This is a genomic window from Flavobacterium sp. MMLR14_040 (assembly GCF_033657265.1).
Taxonomy (GTDB): domain Bacteria; phylum Bacteroidota; class Bacteroidia; order Flavobacteriales; family Flavobacteriaceae; genus Flavobacterium.
The window spans coordinates 162108-182223 of sequence record NZ_JAWVWO010000010.1; the positions used below are offsets into that span (position 1 = coordinate 162108).

Below are 20116 nucleotides of genomic sequence, written 5' to 3' on the forward strand. Positions count from 1 at the left end.
AAACCCGACAAATTTTAAACTTGTCGGGTTTGATATTTGTCTGACTGATCGAGGTTTTGTCAGGCTGAGCGGAGTCGAAGCCCACGTCTGCAAATCAAGCCTTCGACTTCGCTCAGAATGATATTAGTTTTCAAAAGCAGCTACCAGTTTATTTCTAAAATTTCACCTTTTTTCAAAGTGACATTTTGCTTTTTATCTCCGCTGATTAAGTTTGTTTTTCCGCCAATTTTAGAAGAAACAGTAACTTTCTTTAAAATTTTATTTTCCCATTCCATTGCAATTTCAAAACCTCCACGGGCACAGATTCCTTTTACAGATCCGGTTTCCCAGGCATCTGGCAAAGCGGGTAATAATCTAATTTCGTTTTCATCAGATTGAACCAGCATTTCAGCAACGGCTGCGGCTCCGCCAAAATTTCCATCAATTTGAAATGGCGGATGCGCGTCGAATAAATTCGGATATGTTCCTCCGCCTCTTCTTGGTTTTTCGGTTTTCTTTCCGTCGGGATCTACGTATCTCAATAATTCCCTAAACATTTTATAAGCACGGTTTCCATCCCAAAGTCTCGCCCAAAGATTAATTCTCCATCCTTTTGACCAGCCAGTGGTTTCATCGCCTTTTATCTCTAAAGTTTTTCGGGAAGCTTCGGCCAAATCCGGTGTTTTCTCCGGCGTAATATGATCACCCGGAAAAAGTCCGAATAACTGCGATTGATGACGGTGTTTGGGATCTTTATCTTCCCAGTCAAAATACCATTCCTGCAAGTTTCCTTTTTTACCAATTTGGTACGGATATAATTTTGAAAGTGCTGTTTCGAGTTTTGCTCTGAAATCAGCATCCGTATTTAGAACTTTCGAAGCTTTTATCGTTTTGCCAAAACATTCTTTAATCATGGCCAAATCTGCCGTTCCGCCATACATTGTTGCGCCAACAAAACCATCTGGTGCAATGTATTGGTTTTCGGGCGAAGTAGATGGTGATGTAATTAAATTTCCGTTTTTATCGGTTATCATCCATCCCAAAAGAAATTCTGCGGCACCTTTCATCAACGGATATCCTTCTGTTTTCAGGTAATTTTTATCTTGTGTAAAAACATAATGTTCCCAAATGTGTGTACTCAGCCACGCGCCCGCCATAGGCCAGCAAGCCCACATTGGATCTTCTTTTCCAAATTGTCCAACGGGATTTGTCATTGCCCAAATATCCGAATTGTGTGCTGCAGCCCAGCCTTTGTTTACGCCGTAAAAAGTTTTGGCCGTTACTTTTCCGGTTACCGAAAGGTTTTTTATAAAAGACAGAAGTGGCAAATGCATTTCTGAAAGATTGGTGTTTTCGGCAAGCCAATAATTTTCTTCCAGATTAATGTTCATCGTATAATTACTGCTCCACGGCGGGTTTAAATGCGGATTCCAAATTCCTTGTAAATTGGCCGGAACACCCAACGTTCTCGAGCTGCTTATCAATAAATAACGCCCGTAATTGAAATAGAGAATTTCGAGGTTTTTATCTTCTTTTCCATCGGCGTAACGCAATAAACGTTCGTCTGTTGGTAAATCCGGAGCGGTTGTTTTGCCTAAATTTAAATCAACACGATTGTAGAATTTTTGATAATCTGTGGTGTGCGATTCTTTTAATTTATCGAATGATTTTGCAAATGCCTTATTCATATTTTGCACTGCAATTGCTATATCGTCTAAACCTTCACTTGCAGGATTTTTGTCAAAACCATTAAAACTTGTTGCAACAGAAATATAAATAATGGCTTCCGTCGCCTCTTTTAGACTTAAAGATTCTCTTGAATTTGTAATTTTTCCGTCAGTTTTTTTGATTTGGACTAAAGTGGTGAATTTTGTTCCTCTTTCCTGTATGTCCAGATATTTTGGCAAAACAGTATATCCGGCATTTTCATGAATGGGTGCAGAACCCGTCATTACGAGAATATTATTTCGCACTTCGACATTTGATTTTAATAAACTCTTTAAATTAATATCAAAATTTAAAGTCCCTTTGTGATCACTCGTCAATTTGATGATCATAATTTGATCCGGAGCCGAAACAAAATATTCACGCGTATATTTTACGCCGGCCATTTCGTAACTCACTTTTGATATTGCGTTCGAAATATCCAGTTCACGATGGTAATTTACAGCTTTTCCTTTTTCAGAATTATTAATTTCTAATGTTCCCAAAGGCGCAAAAGATTCAGAGTTTTTGCCTTCGATTTTTTTATTTAATTCCTCGGCCAGTTTGTAGTTTTCGTTTTTTAAAGCTTCACGAATTGCCGGAATATTTTTATACGCTTCCGGATTCATATTGGCATTTACGGGTTCACCCGACCAAAGTGTAGCGTCGTTCAAATAAATTTTATCAGCATTTGCGCCGCCAAAAACGGTTGCGCCCATTTTTCCGTTTCCTAAAACCAGGCTTTCTTCAAAGAATTCTGCTGGTTGATTGTACCATAAAACGTGTTTGGATTGCGCCGACATGTTTATGCTGAAAGACGTGAATAGTAAAATGAAGAATATTTTTATGAGGTTTAATTTCATGTATTCTTTTTTTGATTTTGAATTCGGTTAAATATATGCCGTTCCTATGGAACTCTCATTACGTTCTAAAATTTTTAATCAACGGATTAACATCCGTTGCTATAAACATGTCGTTCCTCTGGAACTTTTTTTATTATTTACGTATCCTAACAGGTTTTTCAACCTGTTAGGTATTTGGATTTAACGTGTTGTACAAATTATACCTAACAGGTTTTCAAAACCTGTTAGAAAATCGAAACCAATATGCGCGCGTGAGGGATAGGAGGAATCCGCCGCGGCTGAGCGGATAGCCCGACCGTATTTGCGAAAGGCGCACATAAGCGGTTTGTTAAATAGCGCCTTTTGTAAATACGGTCACGCCCAAATGTCATATCAAAATATTATTTACTAATCTTATAAACTTCATTTGCTGTAATCATTTCCCAATTATCGGTTCTGAAAGGCGATGCCGGGAATTTTTCTTTATTGAAAAGATTGATTTCCGTATCGTCGTCTGCCCAACCGTAATGAACGGCAACGGGATTTTTTACTTCGTCGCTTGAAACTATTATTTTGTTGTCTTTAATTATCGCTTTCGCGGAATGAAAAACTTTGTCGGCTCCGGCGATTTCGAATCCTTTTACGTTTGCTGAATTGTCCGGAGTCGTTAATCCTGAACCGATATTATCGAAAGTCAGGATAATTTGATTGCCTTTTATTTGCTGGGATTTATAGGTTGGTCCGCTATAAATTTGCTTTTTACCGTAAACATTATTCAGCGCAATTGCAGCCAAACGCAAACCAACATCTTGTTTGTTTGTGGGATGAATGTCTTTTGCGTTGCCAATATCTGTGGTTACAACCATTCCGGTATTGGGAACTTTTAAGGTTTCGGATTGTGCTTCGCGAAGTTCTGCCCAGCGGCTTCCGACTTTACTGTTTCCATTGAATTCGTTGAAAGTTGATAATTGTACGAAATAAAAAGGAAAATCGCCTTGTTTCCACTTTGTTCTCCAATCGTTGATCATTAACGGAAATGCTTTTTTGTATTGTTTTGCACGCCAAACATTGGCTTCGCCCTGATACCATAAAACACCCTGAAACGCATATGGAATCAACGGATTTATCATTGCATTGTATAATAACGATGGGTAACTGTTTGGCGAAATAGCAATTTTTACCTGAATGACATTGAATTTCCAAAGTCCTTCGAGTGGAATATTGCTGTCTTTAAACTGAATTTTTAAATCGGCTGGATCGCCATAAATTCCGCCACCACCGGAATAATCTGCAATACGAACTGCGATTACATTTTTTCCTTCTTTTAAAACTCCGGCCGGAATTTTATAAACTCTTAATGCTTCCCAAATTTTATTGGTCCCAACTTCAACTCCGTTTACATAGGTAATATCTTCGTCGTCTACTTTTGAAAGATGTAAAACGGCTTCACTTCTGGCTTGATCGCCAGAAAGCGTTATTGTTTTTCGCATCCAGACTACACCATCAATATTGCCAATTTGCTGGTTTTCCCATAAAGATGGTACTTTTATTTCGGGCCAGTTTTTATCTTCAAAATTGAAGGCTGCAAATTGGTTTTCATTTTCCATAGAAACATCAAAACCCTGAACTTTTTTTAAATTTTCTAAAACTGATTTTTTATACACTTCAAAAACGGCGTCCATATCTACTTGAGGAACATCGGCAATCATGGCTTTGTATTCATCGCTTTTTTGAAACGCTTCGTCGCTTGTCCAGGTTTCTACATTTGTTCCGCCCCAGGATGTATTTATAATCCCGATTGGGATTTTTAATTCGGCGTATAATTTTTTAGCAAAAAAGAAACCTGCCGCTGTAAAATCACGAATGTTTTCTTTGTTGGCAACCAGCCATTTTCCTTGTTTAAGATCTTCTTTTGGACTTCCGCTTAAATCTTGCGCTACTCCAAAATGGCGAATCATTGGATAATCAGCATCGGCCATTTCTTTTTCAGCGTTCATGACTTTGTACATCTGAAATTCCATGTTCGACTGTCCGCTGCAAATCCATACTTCGCCAACCAAAACATCTTTGATAACAATTTTGTTTTTTCCTGTAATGATTAATTCAAAAGGTCCGCCCGCTTTTTCGGCAGACAGTTTAATCATCCATTTTCCATCTTTATCGGCCTGAATGGTTTTGGTTTGTTTGTTAAAACGAACCTCCACTTTTTCATTGGCTTCTGCCCAACCCCAAACCGGAATTTCTTTGTTGCGCTGCAACACCATTCCGTCAGAAAAAAGCAATGGCATACGCACATTTGCGTTTGCCATTATACTGAATATCAAAAAAATAAAGACTGTATATTTTTTCATCATTATATTTTTAAACCATATAAGTGATATAAGTAAATTTAAGTTTTTTGTACAATATAACTTATAATTGCTTATATCACTTATGTAGTGAATTTAATTTTCTTATTGTAATCCTTCTTTCAAAGCGGTTAAAGCCTGAGTGTCAAAAACGGTATTATTGCTTCTGTCGAAGATACCAAAACCTTTGTCGTTTAGACTTCCTTCATCCCAATAAAAAGGTAATAATCCGTTTGCTTTTGCTTGTTGTACCACCGTTTTTAAATAATAGGCTCTTGAAGCCAAATGTAAAGTTAAGGCATCACCGGTTAAAGTCGTTCTGCGAATGGCACCAAATTCTCCTAACAAAACAGGAATTCCTTTATCTACAAATTGGGTTTTCATTAATTTGAAGTTTTTCTCCAGATCAGATTCTTCTCCCCAAGTTGCATTTCTTTCTGTATCTGTTGTAGAATGGTAATTCGCTCCCCAATAATAGAACATTTTTCCCCAGGTTTCGTCTTTGGTTAATCCTCCAAAATTCCATGGTGAATAATAATGTACTTCGACCATCATTTTGTTTGCTACATTATCAGTTGGCAATGTCAACATCAATTTATTGGTTTTTTCAATGTCTGTTGTTGGTCCCTGAATTACTAAAACACGATTGGCATTTTTTCCTCCGGTAGAACGTACGGCATCAATAAAAGTTTGGTGATACGATGTTAAAACGGCCATTTGTGCCGCATCTTCAACTGCTGGTTCATTGGCACTTGCAAAAAGTACATGCTCATCAAAACCACGTAAATGTGTTGCAATTTGTTCCCAAAAAGCTTTTTGTTTGGCATTGTTTTCTATTTTTTTGGCTTCGGTAATATTATTTTCCAGCCAACCGCCGTCCCAGTGAATGTTTACAACAACATACATATCGTTATCTACGCAATATTGCACCACTTCTTTTACTCTGTTTAGCCAGTCTGTTTTGATTTTGGCTGTAGCCGAATTTTCTAAATACTGGTTCCATGAACACGGAATTCGAATAGCATTAAAACCGTTTGCCTTAACGGCGTCGATTAGGGCTTTTGTAACCTTAGGATTTCCCCACGCGGTTTCTCCCCCGGTTGCTTCAAGCGTGTTCCCGATGTTCCAGCCTAATTTTATTTTGGCTGCTAATTGAACGGCTGTACTTGACATTCCGCTTGCATCTGCAGGGATTGGGTTTGTATTGTAATTTGGATACAGACCCGTAACTTCAGTCGAACCAGCAACCTGTGATACAGCAATTTGCATCTCATTTGCCTGATTTGAACTAATAGTTATAACCGCTGTTCTTGTTACTGCGGTTGTATTTTCTAAAGCTGTAATTTTAACTGTAGTTGTTCCAGAAGTACCTCCAACCTGATTAAATTTTATCCAGCTAGCATCTGAGCTTTTAATTAGCCAGGCTGTTGCATCAGTAGTAATTTTTACATCAACTGCATTTTCTTTGTTTGAAAAGTCAATTTTGTTGATGTCAACCGTCAATGCTTTAATTGACGCAGCTGTACTTTCATTATCAGAACTACAAGCCCAAATGCTTAAAAAAGACAAGCACAAAATGGCAACAAACAGGTAACTTTTTATAGTATTTTTCATTTGGTTTGGTTTAATAGTTAGTTATAAGTTTTATTCAGGCAATTTCATTTTTTGTTTATTAAAATAATGCTCTTTAATAAAATCAAAGAGCATTAATGTTTCAGGCTTTATTTAATTGTTACAACAAGTTCGTTTTTGATTTCTCTTGAAGAATTCCCAAGTTTCAAAGTATATTTTCCTGGTTCAACCGTCCATTTTTTGGCTGCTACATCATAGTAAGCCAATTCTTTTACCGGAACTTTAATCGTTACTGTATTTGAACTTCCCGATTTTACCAATGTTTTTTGGAAACCTTTTAATTCCTGTGCAGCACGCGTAATTTTTGAATCTGATTTTGCCGCATATAACTGAACGACTTCTTTTCCATCAACTTTTCCGGTGTTTTTTACATCAACAGAAACTGTAATTGTTTCGCCTTGTGCATAAGAAGTTTTGTCTGTTTTTGCATTTTCAAAACCAAAAGTAGTGTACGACAATCCGTATCCGAAAGGAAATAATGGTGCGATGTTTTTAGTATCAAACCAACGGTATCCTACCAAAATTCCTTCTGCATAATTTACTGTTTTTCCTCCAGGGAAACTGTTTGTAGCGTGCGCTGGAGAATCCATGATGTTTTTAGGCATTGTCCAAGGTAATTTTCCTGACGGATTTACTTTTCCTAAAAGTACATCTGCCAAAGCATTTCCTCCTTCTGAACCATTAAACCAAGACCAAACCAAAGCAGACGTTTTTTTGCTGATTTCTTCGATTTCAAACGGAGCTCCGGCAATCATAACCACAATTGTTCTTGGATTTGCGGCGATTACTTTTTTGATTAATTCTTCTTGTCCAAATGGTAATTTTAAATTTCTTCTGTCAGAAGCTTCTGTTTCATAATCACGGTTTGAACCCGCAAAAATAATGGCAACATCAGATTTTTTAGCCGCTTCCACCGCTTCCTGAACTTTTGCAGGATCTAACTGATCGATGGTTACAGGACCGTTTGACGTAATATTTCCTAGGTTTCCTTTATTTTTTTCATCGTAACGCTCTAAATATCCTTCAGCATAATTGATTTTTACTGAAGATGGCAATCTGTTTTTTAAACCTTCAAGCGGTGTAACTTCTCTTTTTGTTTTTACACCTGCACCAAATCCGCCAAGAGCATTTTTCTTCGTTGCATTGTTCCCAATTACGGCGATAGATTTAACTCCGTCTAATTTTAATGGTAAAGCATTGTTGTCATTCTTCAATAAAACTACCGCTTCTGCAGCAATTTTATAAGCGTCCTGATAATGCGCTTCTGTAGCGATGCTTCCTTTAACACGGTCTTTTCCGCCCATTGCTTTTACCTGAAACAAAGTGCGTAAAATTCTTTTTACGTGTTTGTCCAATTCTGCTTCTGAGATTTCTTTGTTTTTTGCAGCAGCGATTAATTTATCGGCAAGGAAAAATTCTTTGAATGGTTTTGGAGTTCCCATTTCAATATCTAAACCACTTTCTAAAGATTTTACTGTCGAATGAACCGCAGCCCAGTCTGAAACTACAACGCCTTTAAATCCCCATTCGTCACGAAGAATTTTATTCAGCATATAATCGTTTTCACATAAATATTCACCTCTAAATTTATTGTAAGCACCCATTACACTATATGCATGCGCTTCTTTTATCGAAGCTTCAAAAGCCGGTAAATAAATTTCACGAAGTGTACGCTCGTCAATTTGAACATCTACAAAATCACGATTTGTTTCCTGGTTGTTAGCAGCATAATGTTTTACACAAGCCATAACATCATTGTCTTGTAAACCAACAATTAATGGCACGGCAATTTTTTTGTTCAAAAATGGGTCTTCAGACATGTATTCGTAAGTTCTTCCTCCAAGCGGTGTTCTTACGATATTTATGGCTGGTGAAAGCAACATATCTTTATCTCTTGCGCGCATTTCCTGCCCAAGGCTGTTCCCGAAAGTATAGGCCATATCAGCATTCCAGGTTGCAGCAAGTCCGCCACCGGCTGGATAATACGTTGCAAAATCATTTGTTAAACCTGCCGGGGCCCAATTGTCACGCGAAATTTCTTCACGAACACCAAGTGGTCCATCTGCCATTTTTAATTCCGGAATTCCCAAACGTTTTACACCGCCAGAAGTAAACATGCTATTTCCATGTAACATTCCTATTTTTTCTTCTAATGTCATTTGAGAAACCAACTTGTCGATTTCTGCATCAAACTCAGATCCAATTTCTTTTCCTTTGTATTCTTTTTCTGCTGTTTCAGAATCTGTTGTTTTTACATCACTCTTACAAGATGTAAATACTGCAAAAGCCAATGCTGCTGACAGGTATAAAATTTTGTTTTTCATGCTTAATAAATTTTAGTTTTTGATAGTTCGTTTTTTAGAAATTAAAGCTTCACAAAATTCAATAAGAAAACATCATTCTCATTGATTTTTAAATCTTTGCTAAAAGTTCCTTTTGCGTCAATGTTTACTTTTTCACTTCCCCACAAAGTGCCATTGTTTTTTTGTTTGATTGTATTTACCTGATCGCGTGTTAACTGACTTGGTTTTCCCATGGACAGATAATCCGCGTAAGCGTCATTTGATTTATAGCCTACTTTATAGATTTCTAAATTGTATTTTCCTTTTTTGAGTCCTTCTACTTCAATTTTTAAAGTTCCTTTTGGCTGAGACGGTAAATCCTGAACATAATAGGTTTGATTCCAAACTTTATCGCCCGGATGTGTATTCGTAAAATTCCAAACCAATAGTTGAACATCGCCTTTAGCGTTTTTTGTCGCCCATGAAGATGTGTCTTTATTTTGAAGTTCTGTTTCGCCCAATTTATTCAAAAAGGAATACGAGAAATAAGCCGGTTTTTTAATTCCCTGCGTATTCAATAATCCGAAACCACCGTGAAAAGGCGTGAATCTTGGACCCGGTTCTTCAAAAATATCGGTAAAAACCCAATATGACATGGAGTTTGCCGCATTGCCTACTTGTTTTAATTTCTGCAGAATATAAGCCGCCGAATGATAACTGTCGTGAATAGGATCTGCCGGCGTATAAGATGAACTCCATTCTGTATAATGTAATTCTAATTTTGGCTTAGCCGAATTTGAAATTTGCTGACGGGAATTTATTACGTCGCCGCTTATGCTTGATTCCTCTTTATTTAAAACCGTTCCCGAAGTTCCGAATTCGTCCAGATATCCTTGTTTTACTCCGTAAGTATGCGTTGAAATAAAATCTAGCGGAACATTATTTTTAGCACAAAAATCAATTGTTTCCGGAACCCAGCCTGCGCCTGCCGTTGCCGGCCCGCCCACTTTGTATGCAGGATTTACGCTTTTGATGCCGCGCGCTGCGTATTCGTAAAGTTTGAAATATTCTGCCTGAGTACCTGTCCAGAAACCCGGAGTTAGATTGGGTTCGTTCCAAACTTCAAAATACCATGTTTTTACTTCTTCGTCTCCGTAACGTTCTTTAAAATGCTGGGTTAGGTTTCGAATTAAATCTTCCCATTTTTTATAATCTTTTGGAGGTGTTACATTTCCTTTCCACCAAAAAATAGTTTCTTTTCCACTTGCCAATGCATTAGGCATAAAACCCAATTCTACAAAAGGCTTCATTTTGATACTAATTAAAAAATCAAACAAAACATCAATATATTGATAATTGTATTCTGGATTTCCTTTTGAATCTTCTCTGTAAACGGCCATATCATCAGACAATAAACCGTGCATTCTGATGTATTTAAAATCGCATTCTTTTTTGGTCATTGCCAATTGCTGCTGCCAGTCGGCACGTAAACCTTCGTTTGCTCTTCCGGCGCCAATGCATTCCTTGAACATGGTGTTTAATGGACCTGCGGTTTTGTTGTAATCGATTTTTATGATTCTGTTTTCAACAGCATTTTGTCCAAACAATGGCACATTGATTAGAGAAAGTAAAATAAAAAATATGGTTAGTTTTTTGTTCATTGTAAATTATTTCACTGTTAGTTTTTTGTTCAGAAGAATTTTATCCGAAGCACTTCCCACCTGAATTTCGATTGTATTGTTTTCTAATTCAAATTGTTGTTTTGCTGTGTTCCAATATTCTAAATCTTTTGCTTTTAAAACCAAAGAAACATTTTTAGTTTCTCCTGCTTTAAAGAAAACACGCTGAAATGCTTTTAATTCTTTTTCAGGACGCTCTACTTTTGATTGCAATTGTTTTACATACAACTGAATAACCTCATCTCCGTCTTTAGATCCTGTATTGGTAACAGAAACCGTAACTTTTACTTCTCCGTTTTTAGAAATACTTTCTGAATTTGTTTCAACAGAATTGTATTTGAAAGTCGTGTAACTTAAACCATGACCAAAAGCATATAAAGGTTTCCCTTTGAAATACATATAAGTTCTGCCGTTTCGAATATTGTAATCTAATAATTCAGGTAAATCAGTAATTGCCGCAACCCAGGTTTGTGTTAAGCGTCCGGCGGGATTATAATCTCCAAATAAAACATCGGCCAAAGCAGTTCCGGTTTCCTGACTGTTTTGCGTCATATGTACAATTGCCGGAACGTGTTCTTGTGTCCAATTTATGGTATATGGAAAACTGCTTATCAATGCTACAACTGTTTTAGGATTTGCCTGATAGACTATTTTAATCAAATCTTCCTGCTCTAAAGTCAGCGATTGGCGATCTACAGATTCCTTACCTTCGCTTGGCACGGGACAATTTGCCCAGCCTGCGTTACAAACCGGATGATTTCCTACGATGACAATAACTGCATCTGCTTTTTTGGCTATTTCAGCCGCTTTGCCGTCTATATTATTTTTGGCGTAAAGTATTTCGACGTTATTGCCTAGTTTATTTTTAATTCCCTGCAAAGGTGTAATTGTATAGGGAGGAGTTCCGCTGTACCAATCTAAAAGCACTTCATCCGCACGATTTCCTATTATGGCAATCGTTTTTAATTTATCTTTTTGTAAAGGCAAAAAATTAGCATCATTTTTAAGCAAAACAATAGATTTTTGTGTTGCTTCCAAAGCGATTTTTTTATGCGCTTCTGTTCTCCATGGGTCAATTGTATCTTTTCCTGTTCCGATTTTTGCATACGGATTTTCATCCGAAACATCCAACATTCCCAGTTGAATCATTACCCGATAATCGCCACGAATCACGGCATCAATATCTTTTTCTTTTAAATATCCATGCGAAAGTGCTCCATAAACTGCTTCTGTATATTCATCCAAAAACTGATTAATTCCTGCTTTTATGGCCGCTGCAGCTCCCAGATATTTATCAGCATAATATTTATGATCTGAAAGCAACAATTTGAATGCGCCTCCATCGGTACAAATAATGCCGTTTTGTCCCCATTCTTTTTGGGTAATGTTTTTGAGCATCGGGTGTACCATTGCCGGAATGCCGTTTACTTTATTGTAAGCCGCCATATAAGCACGGGATCCACCCTCGACAACACCCATTTGAAAAGGCAAAGCATAATATTCTCTCCATAATCTTTCATCAAAATCAGATGAAGTATACGTTCTGCCATCTTCGTTGCTATTGGCCAGAAAATGTTTCATTAATGAAGCTGTTTGCCAATATTTTGGATTATTTCCCTGCAATCCTTTTACGAATGCAACGGTCATTGTTCCATTAAAAAAAGCATCTTCTCCGTAACTTTCTTCCGTACGACCCCAACGCGGATCTCTTGCAATGTCTGCATTTGGAGCCCGAACGACTAATCCGCCACGATGGTATTTTTGAAAAGCATAGCGCGCTTCATAACCTTCAACCTGTGCCACTTTCTGAAGTAAATCAACATCCCACGTTTCTCCTAATCCGTAAGCCTGAGGAAAAGTAGTTGTTGTTACTGGCAATTTATTTTTTCCACCCCATTCACCCGGTCCGCCAAGTGCCAAACCGTGCAAACCTTCTACATGACCTGTTCCTGTAACGCCTAATCTTTTTATCGACGGATTTGTGCTCAAAGCCTGAACTTTTTCATCGAGTGTCATCAACGAAAGCAAATTATCAATACGCTTTTCAGTATCTAATTTAGAATCCTGAAAAGGATATTGTTTTTGCTGCGACAACATCAAATTGACCGACAAAAGAAAAACGATATGCAGAATGAGATTTTTCATTTAAAAAGTCGTGGTTATTTAAACCTGACAGGTTTTAAAAACCTGTCAGGTTTGACAATCTATATCTATATTTCTAAAATTATAGTTTCTTGAATCTAATTGCTGTTCCGCCAGCGCCTCCTAAATGTAATTTTAGTGAATCTGAAGCCTTAACGGTTTTCTTAGAAATTGCGATTTCAGCAGGATTATGTGTTTCATCAGTTCCTACTGCATCAGCATAAATCTGCGCTTCGTAAGTTGCATTTGGATCTAAAAATGATAAAGCAACATTTACGTCTCTTGCGTTTTCGTTTGTGATTGTTCCTAAATACCAATCGGCACTGTTTCTGTCTTTACGAACAGTTGTAATATATTGCCCAATTGATCCTTCTAATACTTTTGTATCTTCCCAATCTGTTGGAACATCTTTTAAGAATTGTAAAGCCGGTTTTCCTTCGTAGTTTTCAGGTAAATCTGCCATCATTTGGATTGGCGCATAAATTGTAACATACAATGCCAATTGCTGCGCTGCTGTTCCGTGCACTCTTTTTCCAGGGAAACCTTGTTTTACCTCAACATCAAAAATTCCGGGCGTAAAGTCCATTGGCCCTGAAAGCAATCTTGTAAATGGAATAATCGTTAAGTGATTTGGCGGATTTCCTTCGCTCCAAGCGTTGTATTCTTGTCCACGCGCTGCTTCTCTCGAAACCATGTTCGGGAAAGTTCTTCTTTCTCCGGTATCTTTTATTGATTCATGGTATAAAACAGCTAAATCATATTGCGCTGCTTTTTCTAAAATATATCTGAAATAATTTACTCCAAATTGTCCAAAGTGGTTCTCTTTCATGTTCAGTTTAGAACCTACGTGACCAATTTTAACCGAGTGCATTCCAAGTTTTTTATATAATGCAAATCCTTCATCAACTTCTTTTAAGTAATTAATTAAGTTGGAACCTGTTTCATGATAACCAATAAGTGCAACGCCTTTTTTGTTTCCGTAATCCACCACTTTTTCTAAGTCGAAATTGTCGGCACTTTTTGTGAAACTAAACATGTGCATGTGGTTTTCATACCAAGCCGGTGTCCAGCCTTTGTTCCATCCTTCGATCAACAAATGATGAAATCCTTCTTTTGCTGTAAAATCGATATATTCTTCGGCATGTTTGGTTGTTGCGCCTTGTTTGTCGCTTTCCCAAAATGTATATTTCCCGATGTGCATTCCCCACCAGATTCCGAAATATTTGTATGGTTTGAAATAGCTTGTGTTTTTTAATTTATTTGGATCATTTAGATTTAAAATTAAATAAGAAGTAATTAATTCTGATGGATTTTCTCCAATTTGAATCGTTCTCCAAGAAGAAGTGAATGTATCTTTTACACGAACTTTTATACCATCTGCCCACGGCACTAAATCTGATTTCAGTTGCGTTCCGGTTGTATTAACCAAAGTCATACTCGCAAAATCTACCAAATTTGCTTCGTGAAAACTTAATGCTAATCCGCTTTTGCTTTCGATTGTAAGTGGAGTCAAAACAGTATCAAGGGTACTTACTGCTGCATCTTTAAAAAGATATTCGTCGCGGTTTTCTCTGTTTGCCGGAATCCACCATGCTTTTCCATCTTCTTTTAAGTTAAAAGTCGTTTTTTCATCCATAATGAAAATACTGTCTTTTACATTTTGTTTTGGATACACATATCTAAAAGCAACTCCGTCATCAAACGCACGAAATTGAATTTCTAATTTTCGTTTGTTTCCGCTTTTTTGCTGTAACTGAACAGAAAGCTGATTGTAATGGTTTCTGATGTTTTTCTTCTCGCCCCAAACTTGTTCCCAGGTTTCATCAAAAGAAGTATTTTTTACACTTTTTACTTCAAAGTCAGAACTTAAATTTTCATTTCCTTTTAATAAAAATCCCATGTCAGATGGTGTAATCACTTCGGTTTTTCCGTGTGATACAGCATATTTTGGAGCATTTTTTACTAACTCAAATTTGATTTTATTCTGCCCGTTTGGCGAAGCCAATTCATAAGCATTTTTATTTTTCTGACTGTATCCAATCGTAACAGAAAGTAATACGGCGGAAAGAACTAGGTTTTTTTTCATGATATTTTTTCTTGAATTCTCAAATAAATCGAATGAAGCGCTCAAAACTTCATCCGATTTAAAAACTAAACTAAAACTTATTTTTTATCCTGTTGGGGATGTTTTTTTTTGCCACTCCCGATAGCTATCGGGATAAAAGATTTAAAAATGATTTTCTTTAAAATTCTTTGCCTGTTTTTCACGCAGATTTTGCAGATTCAGCAGATTTTTAATTTTTAATTCTTGTAATCTGTTCATTAAATTTTTTAAACACATAGAATCAAAGTTCATTGGAAACTTAAAAAGGCGTTCCACTAGTTTAAACAAACATAGACTATGTGTGAGAAACTAGTTTCTTTTTACTTTCTTTTACTCACTAACAAAAAACCTATGTTTCTATGTGTTAATATTTTTTTGCCACGAATTTCACGAATTATCCCGAATTTAATTTGTGCAAATTCGTGCAATTCGTGGCAAATTTTTTTATTTTATCCACTCTGTTTTTAGAGTTGTTTTTCCTTGAAATGGGTTTGAAGTTACATCAAAATTGTTTCCGTTTTTGTTTACTGTAATTTCCTGAACGGCGTCTCCGTCCGGTAAAAATACTTTGGCTTTCGCCGAAGTTGTTTTGTCGCTCGCGTAAACTTTCAACGTTAATTTGCTCCAATCCATATCTTTTGTAGATTGTGCTAAACCGATGTGTGGCAATGCAGTTCCGTCTTTTACTAAAACTACAATTGGCACTTCGCCTGCTTTGATTTTATGCCATCCTGATTGGTATACTTTTTTAGTTTGGTAATCAATCCATGTTCCTTCCGGAAGATAAACATCTCTTTCTGTAACTTCTTCAAAAAGTGGTGCTACCAGCATGCTTGAACCAAATAAATATTCATTATCAACCAACCAAGCTCCCGGATCATTTGGATATTCTACAAATAAAGCACGCATCATTGGCAATCCTTTTTGAGAACTTTCTTTGGCCTGAGCATAGATATATGGCATTAATTCGTAACGCATGTTATCTGCTTTTCTAAATCCTTCCAGGAAATCTTTGCTGTACAACCAAGGCTCGCGCGGAGGCTCACCATGGCTTCTTACATGTGAAGTAAACATTCCGAAAGGCGCCCATCTTCTGTATAAATTCTCTGGAGATTTTGTTGCAAATCCTCCCACGTCATGACTCCAGAAACTGAATCCACTTAATCCTAATGAAAGTCCGCCACGTAATTCTGCCGACATTGCGCCGTTTGTTGTTTCAGCATCTCCACCCCAATGTAATGGATAACGCTGAGATCCAGCCCACGTACTTCTCGCCCAGATTAAAGTATAACCTTTTTCTTTTTGGGTAATTTCGGCAACAGCCTTATTATATCTCAATGGATATAAATTGTGTTCATAAAAACCTGTTCTTCCAGAATGGTAAATTCCGTCTGGCGGAGCAGCTTCTCCAAAATCTACTTTGAAAACCGCAACGCCCTGATCGAATAAATGTTTCAGTTTTCCCTGATACCAGGTTACGGTTTCAGGATTTGAGAAATCCAGAACGGCATCTTCATACGGAAGATTTCCTTTGCGGTCTCTTACGGCTAAATTCTTGTCCATGATTTCGTTAAACAACGTATTCTTTGGCGTGAAATAAGGCAATTGCCATAAACAAACCTGGAAACCGTCTTTTTTCAAATCGGTCATCATTTTTTGTGCATCCGGGAAACGGGCTTTTGCAAACTCGTAATTGTTTCTCCAGTCTACATCAAACCAGCCTGTATCAAAGTGTATTACATCTGTTGGAATTTTATATTTACGTAAATCTCTTGCTACGTCTCGTCCTTCTTTTTCAGAAAAATAAGTAATACGGCTCATCCAAAAACCAAACGACCAAAGTGGTGGCATTGCAGCTTTTCCGGTTAAATCTGTATATTGATCTAAAACGTCTTTTGGTTCTCCGATGAAGAAAAACAAATCGGCTTCGTCGTCTCCAATATACATTTCATTGGCACTTGAATAATATCTTCCAAAGTCAACTGTAATTGGTGTTGAGTGATGCATAAAAACTCCGTATCCGCGGCTGCTCATGTAAAACGGAACAGGTTTGTACATGGTTTCATTTTGGATTCCGTTGGCGTCATCTGCCCACAGAACTACTTTTTGTCCACGTTTATTGAATTGTGTAAAAGATTCTCCACAACCAAATATTTTTTCGTCCGGCTCTAAGCTAAAAGCCGCGCCCATACTTCTTGAATAATCGCTGTTTCTACGAACGTAAGAAAACGGAAGTGTTGGCGTATACGTGTTTTTAAAATCGGTATCGTGAAGCGTGCTTGTCAGCAGTTTTCCCTTTTCATCATAAATCTTTACGTGCCAAGGCTTTACTAAGATTTCTACAACTCCGTGTTTGCTGGTGTATTTATGGCCGCCCTCGATTTTAGAATATTTCCATAATTCCGGGTGATTTGGTGCAACACCATTTACCAGCATCAAAGATTCTTTTTGCGGATGAAATTGCGGTCCTGAAGTTGTTTTTATTCTGATAGTTCTATCAGAAATAAACTGAATCTCAAACGGCAATAAAGGCGAAGCTTCGTATTCTGTTGCAGGAAATTCGTTTGCAGCAACAGAATCCGGCTTCATCATCATATTGTTGAAAGCCTGACGTGTTTTATAATTGTATCGCAAATATTTTATTGTCCCTTTTCCTGTAGCAGGATCAAACGCTTTTAGTTCATCGGCAAAATAAAAGGTGTTCAGGTAATTCTGAAAATCTTTGCTGATATCTATCGGAGCATTTAGCACATCGGCATTTTGAATTTGCGCCGACGCTTTTGGCGAAAGCAATCCAAAACCCATGAATAGAGATAATGAGGCTATCTTTATTTTTTTCATTGTGTGTTTTTTAGTTAGTTTGTTTATAGTGGTTATTCTGCTGTAATTACAATTGTCGAAGGTTTTAATCCATTCGCTTTAGCGGTTAATTCTAATCGTCCTGTTTTATCTCCAGATTGAACAATTACCAGACATTTTCCGTTAAGCGCTGTATGTTTTGAACCTTTGTACGATTCGTGACTTACAGGATCTCCGCTTGAAACCCCAACGATTTTTCCATTTCCTTTTAAAGAGAAGTTGATTTCGTTATTGGCATTTGGTGACAAAGTTCCTTTTTCGTCTAAAATATCTACGGTTACAAATGATAAATCATTTCCGTCTGCTTTAATAGTACTTCTGTCTGCTGTCAATTTTAAATTTGATGGATTTCCGGCAGTTTTGATTTCTTTTTCTAAAACCACTTTTCCGTTTTTACGAGAAACAGCTTTTAGAGTTCCCGGCTGATATGGAATTCTCCACATTACGTGTAAATCATCTCCTTTTTTGCTTCTGATTCCAACTGATTTTCCGTTAAGAAAAAGTTCCACCTCATCGGCTTTATTATAATAGGCCCAAACATCTACGGTTTGTCCGATTTTCCAATTCCAATGTGGAAAAATATGAAGCACGGTTTTGTCTGTCCATTCGCTTTGGTACATATAATATACGTCTTTCGCGAAACCGGCTAAATCTACAATTCCGAAATAAGAACTGATCGACGGCCATTCGTACGGAGTTGGTTCTCCGATATAATCGAAGCCTGTCCAGATGTACATACCAGAAAGATAATCGTATTTTTTAATTATTTTCCAGGTCGCTTCATGCGTTGAACCCCAAGGCGCCTGAACCTGATCGTAAGCCGAAACCGTGTTTCCTGGATTTCCACCAGTAAATTTAAGGTCCCATCTTACCGGCCATTTTTTAATGGTGTCTGAAACGGCATCATAATAACCGCGGGTTTGTAAACCTGAAGTTGTTTCTGTAGCGATAAAAGGAATTCCCGGGAAATTCTTTTTATGATGTTCATACGTTTGATGCGCATAATTGTATCCGATAAGGTCTAAAACTCCAGATTTTGCGATGGCATTAAACTGAACATTCTTTTTTTCGAATTGTAAAGTTACGGCATCAATATTCATGTTTACCGGCGGATTCATCGCTGCGGTTAACGGGCGTGTTTTGTCGTATTGACGTGTAATGGCTGCTAATTCTTTGGCAATTTCAACCCCTTTTTCATTCCATTGTTCGGGAATTTCATTTCCGATACTCCAAACAAAAATACTTGGGTGATTTCGGTCGCGCAGCAATTGATCTATTAAATCTTTCTTGTGCCATTTGTCCCAATCATTACCATAATCGTATTTGGTTTTGGTTTGTTTCCACATATCAAATGCTTCATCCATGACAATGAAACCCATTTTATCACAAAGGTCCAAAAGTTCCGGAGCAGGCGGATTATGAGAAGTTCTGATTCCGTTTACGCCCATTTCTTTCAGGATTTCCAACTGGCGTTCGATCGCGCGCGTATTGATTGCAGCACCCAAAGGCCCTAAATCATGATGCATACAAACTCCTTTTATTTTGACCTGTTTTCCGTTAAGGATAAAACCTTTATCAACATCAAACTTAAAATCTCTGATTCCGAAATTGGTTTTGTATTGATCTACAATTTTATCGTCTACCGAAATTTCTGTAACTGCTGTATACAATTCAGGTTTTTCAACTGACCATAAAACTGGTGTTTCAACCTGAGTTTCCTGTTTGATAGTTTGATTGGCATTTGCACCAATGGTTATATTTTGTGTAACGGATGTTACTTTGGTATCTTCTTTAAAAATAGTAGTTGTTACTGTTGCCTTTTTTGAAGCTGAATATTTGTTTTGAATGGTAGTTTCAAATTGTACCGAAGCTTTTTCGGCAGTTACTTTTGGAGTTGTAACATAAGTTCCCCAATTTGCAACATGTAATTTATCTGTGGTTTCGATCCAGACATTTCTAAAAATTCCTGATCCTGAATACCAGCGTGAATTGGGTTGTTTTGAATTGTCAACCTTTACAATAATTTCATTGCTTTTTTCCCCATAATTTAAATAGGGAGACATGTCATATTGAAAGCCAATATAACCGTTTGGACGTTTTCCTAAAAAATGTCCGTTTATCCAGACTTCGCTGTTTCTATAAACACCATCAAAGGTAATTGATATAACTTTACTACTATCAGAAGTGTTTAATTTAAAAGTTTTCTTATACCATCCCAGACCTCCATTAAGCGCTCCGCCTCCATATCCGGCTGGACTTTTCTCATCAAATTTTCCTTCAATGCTCCAGTCATGTGGCACGTTTAAGGTTCGCCATTTGGTTGAAGTTCCAATGGTATCTTTATCAACTAAACTATCATTTAGATGAAAACTCCAATCTGAATTAAAAGAAACTTTGCGGTTAACAAAAGTGTCTTCTTTTTTGCTGCAAGAACCAAAAAGAAGTATTGTTACTAATGTTAATAAGGAAAGTAAACTGCTTAAATTCTTTCTTTTACGCATTGGTATTGTTTTTTGTTTGGAAATTGAAGTTAGAAATAAAAATG

At 37.2% G+C, this 20116-nt stretch carries 9 protein-coding genes; all 9 read right to left on the reverse strand.

The window, feature by feature from the left end; genetic code table 11:
• Window positions 1-140 precede the first annotated feature (140 nt).
• Window positions 141-2546, reverse strand: a complete 2406-nt coding sequence (locus SD960_RS14905; protein WP_318804363.1) for a glycoside hydrolase family 95 protein — start codon at window positions 2544-2546, stop codon at window positions 141-143.
• A 380-nt stretch (window positions 2547-2926) separates the two neighbouring features.
• Window positions 2927-4834, reverse strand: a complete 1908-nt coding sequence (locus SD960_RS14910; protein WP_318804364.1) for a sialate O-acetylesterase — start codon at window positions 4832-4834, stop codon at window positions 2927-2929.
• A 144-nt stretch (window positions 4835-4978) separates the two neighbouring features.
• The gene (locus tag SD960_RS14915) at window positions 4979-6487 is read right to left on the reverse strand and encodes a cellulase family glycosylhydrolase (protein WP_318804366.1); all 1509 of its coding nucleotides are present in this window, start codon (window positions 6485-6487) and stop codon (window positions 4979-4981) included.
• 107 nt (window positions 6488-6594) lie between these two features.
• Window positions 6595-8829, reverse strand: a complete 2235-nt coding sequence (locus SD960_RS14920) for a glycoside hydrolase family 3 C-terminal domain-containing protein (protein ID WP_318804367.1) — start codon at window positions 8827-8829, stop codon at window positions 6595-6597.
• 41 nt (window positions 8830-8870) lie between these two features.
• Window positions 8871-10448, reverse strand: a complete 1578-nt coding sequence (locus SD960_RS14925) for a GH39 family glycosyl hydrolase (protein WP_318804368.1) — start codon at window positions 10446-10448, stop codon at window positions 8871-8873.
• A 6-nt stretch (window positions 10449-10454) separates the two neighbouring features.
• Window positions 10455-12611, reverse strand: coding sequence for a glycoside hydrolase family 3 C-terminal domain-containing protein (locus SD960_RS14930; RefSeq protein WP_318804370.1), 2157 nt, complete (start codon window positions 12609-12611; stop codon window positions 10455-10457).
• A 79-nt stretch (window positions 12612-12690) separates the two neighbouring features.
• Window positions 12691-14694, reverse strand: coding sequence for a glycoside hydrolase family 97 protein (locus SD960_RS14935; RefSeq protein ID WP_318804372.1), 2004 nt, complete (start codon window positions 14692-14694; stop codon window positions 12691-12693).
• 462 nt (window positions 14695-15156) lie between these two features.
• Window positions 15157-17553, reverse strand: a complete 2397-nt coding sequence (locus SD960_RS14940; protein WP_318804373.1) for an alpha-xylosidase — start codon at window positions 17551-17553, stop codon at window positions 15157-15159.
• Window positions 17554-17585: 32 nt separating this feature from the next.
• Window positions 17586-20072: a beta-galactosidase GalB gene (gene galB / locus SD960_RS14945; RefSeq protein ID WP_318804374.1), complete on the reverse strand. Its 2487-nt coding sequence runs from the start codon at window positions 20070-20072 to the stop codon at window positions 17586-17588.
• Window positions 20073-20116: the final 44 nt, after the last annotated feature.

What these genes read in the sequence shown, in the direction of transcription:
- SD960_RS14905 (WP_318804363.1), bottom strand. Translation starts at nt 2,546, where the DNA reads ATGAAATTAAACCTCATAAAAATATTCTTCATTTTACTATTCACGTCT.
- SD960_RS14910 (WP_318804364.1), bottom strand. Translation starts at nt 4,834, where the DNA reads ATGGCAAACGCAAATGTGCGTATGCCATTGCTTTTTTCTGACGGAATG.
- SD960_RS14915 (WP_318804366.1), bottom strand. Translation starts at nt 6,487, where the DNA reads ATGAAAAATACTATAAAAAGTTACCTGTTTGTTGCCATTTTGTGCTTG.
- SD960_RS14920 (WP_318804367.1), bottom strand. Translation starts at nt 8,829, where the DNA reads ATGAAAAACAAAATTTTATACCTGTCAGCAGCATTGGCTTTTGCAGTA.
- SD960_RS14925 (WP_318804368.1), bottom strand. Translation starts at nt 10,448, where the DNA reads ATGAACAAAAAACTAACCATATTTTTTATTTTACTTTCTCTAATCAAT.
- SD960_RS14930 (WP_318804370.1), bottom strand. Translation starts at nt 12,611, where the DNA reads ATGAAAAATCTCATTCTGCATATCGTTTTTCTTTTGTCGGTCAATTTG.
- SD960_RS14935 (WP_318804372.1), bottom strand. Translation starts at nt 14,694, where the DNA reads ATGAAAAAAAACCTAGTTCTTTCCGCCGTATTACTTTCTGTTACGATT.
- SD960_RS14940 (WP_318804373.1), bottom strand. Translation starts at nt 17,553, where the DNA reads ATGAAAAAAATAAAGATAGCCTCATTATCTCTATTCATGGGTTTTGGA.
- galB (WP_318804374.1), bottom strand. Translation starts at nt 20,072, where the DNA reads ATGCGTAAAAGAAAGAATTTAAGCAGTTTACTTTCCTTATTAACATTA.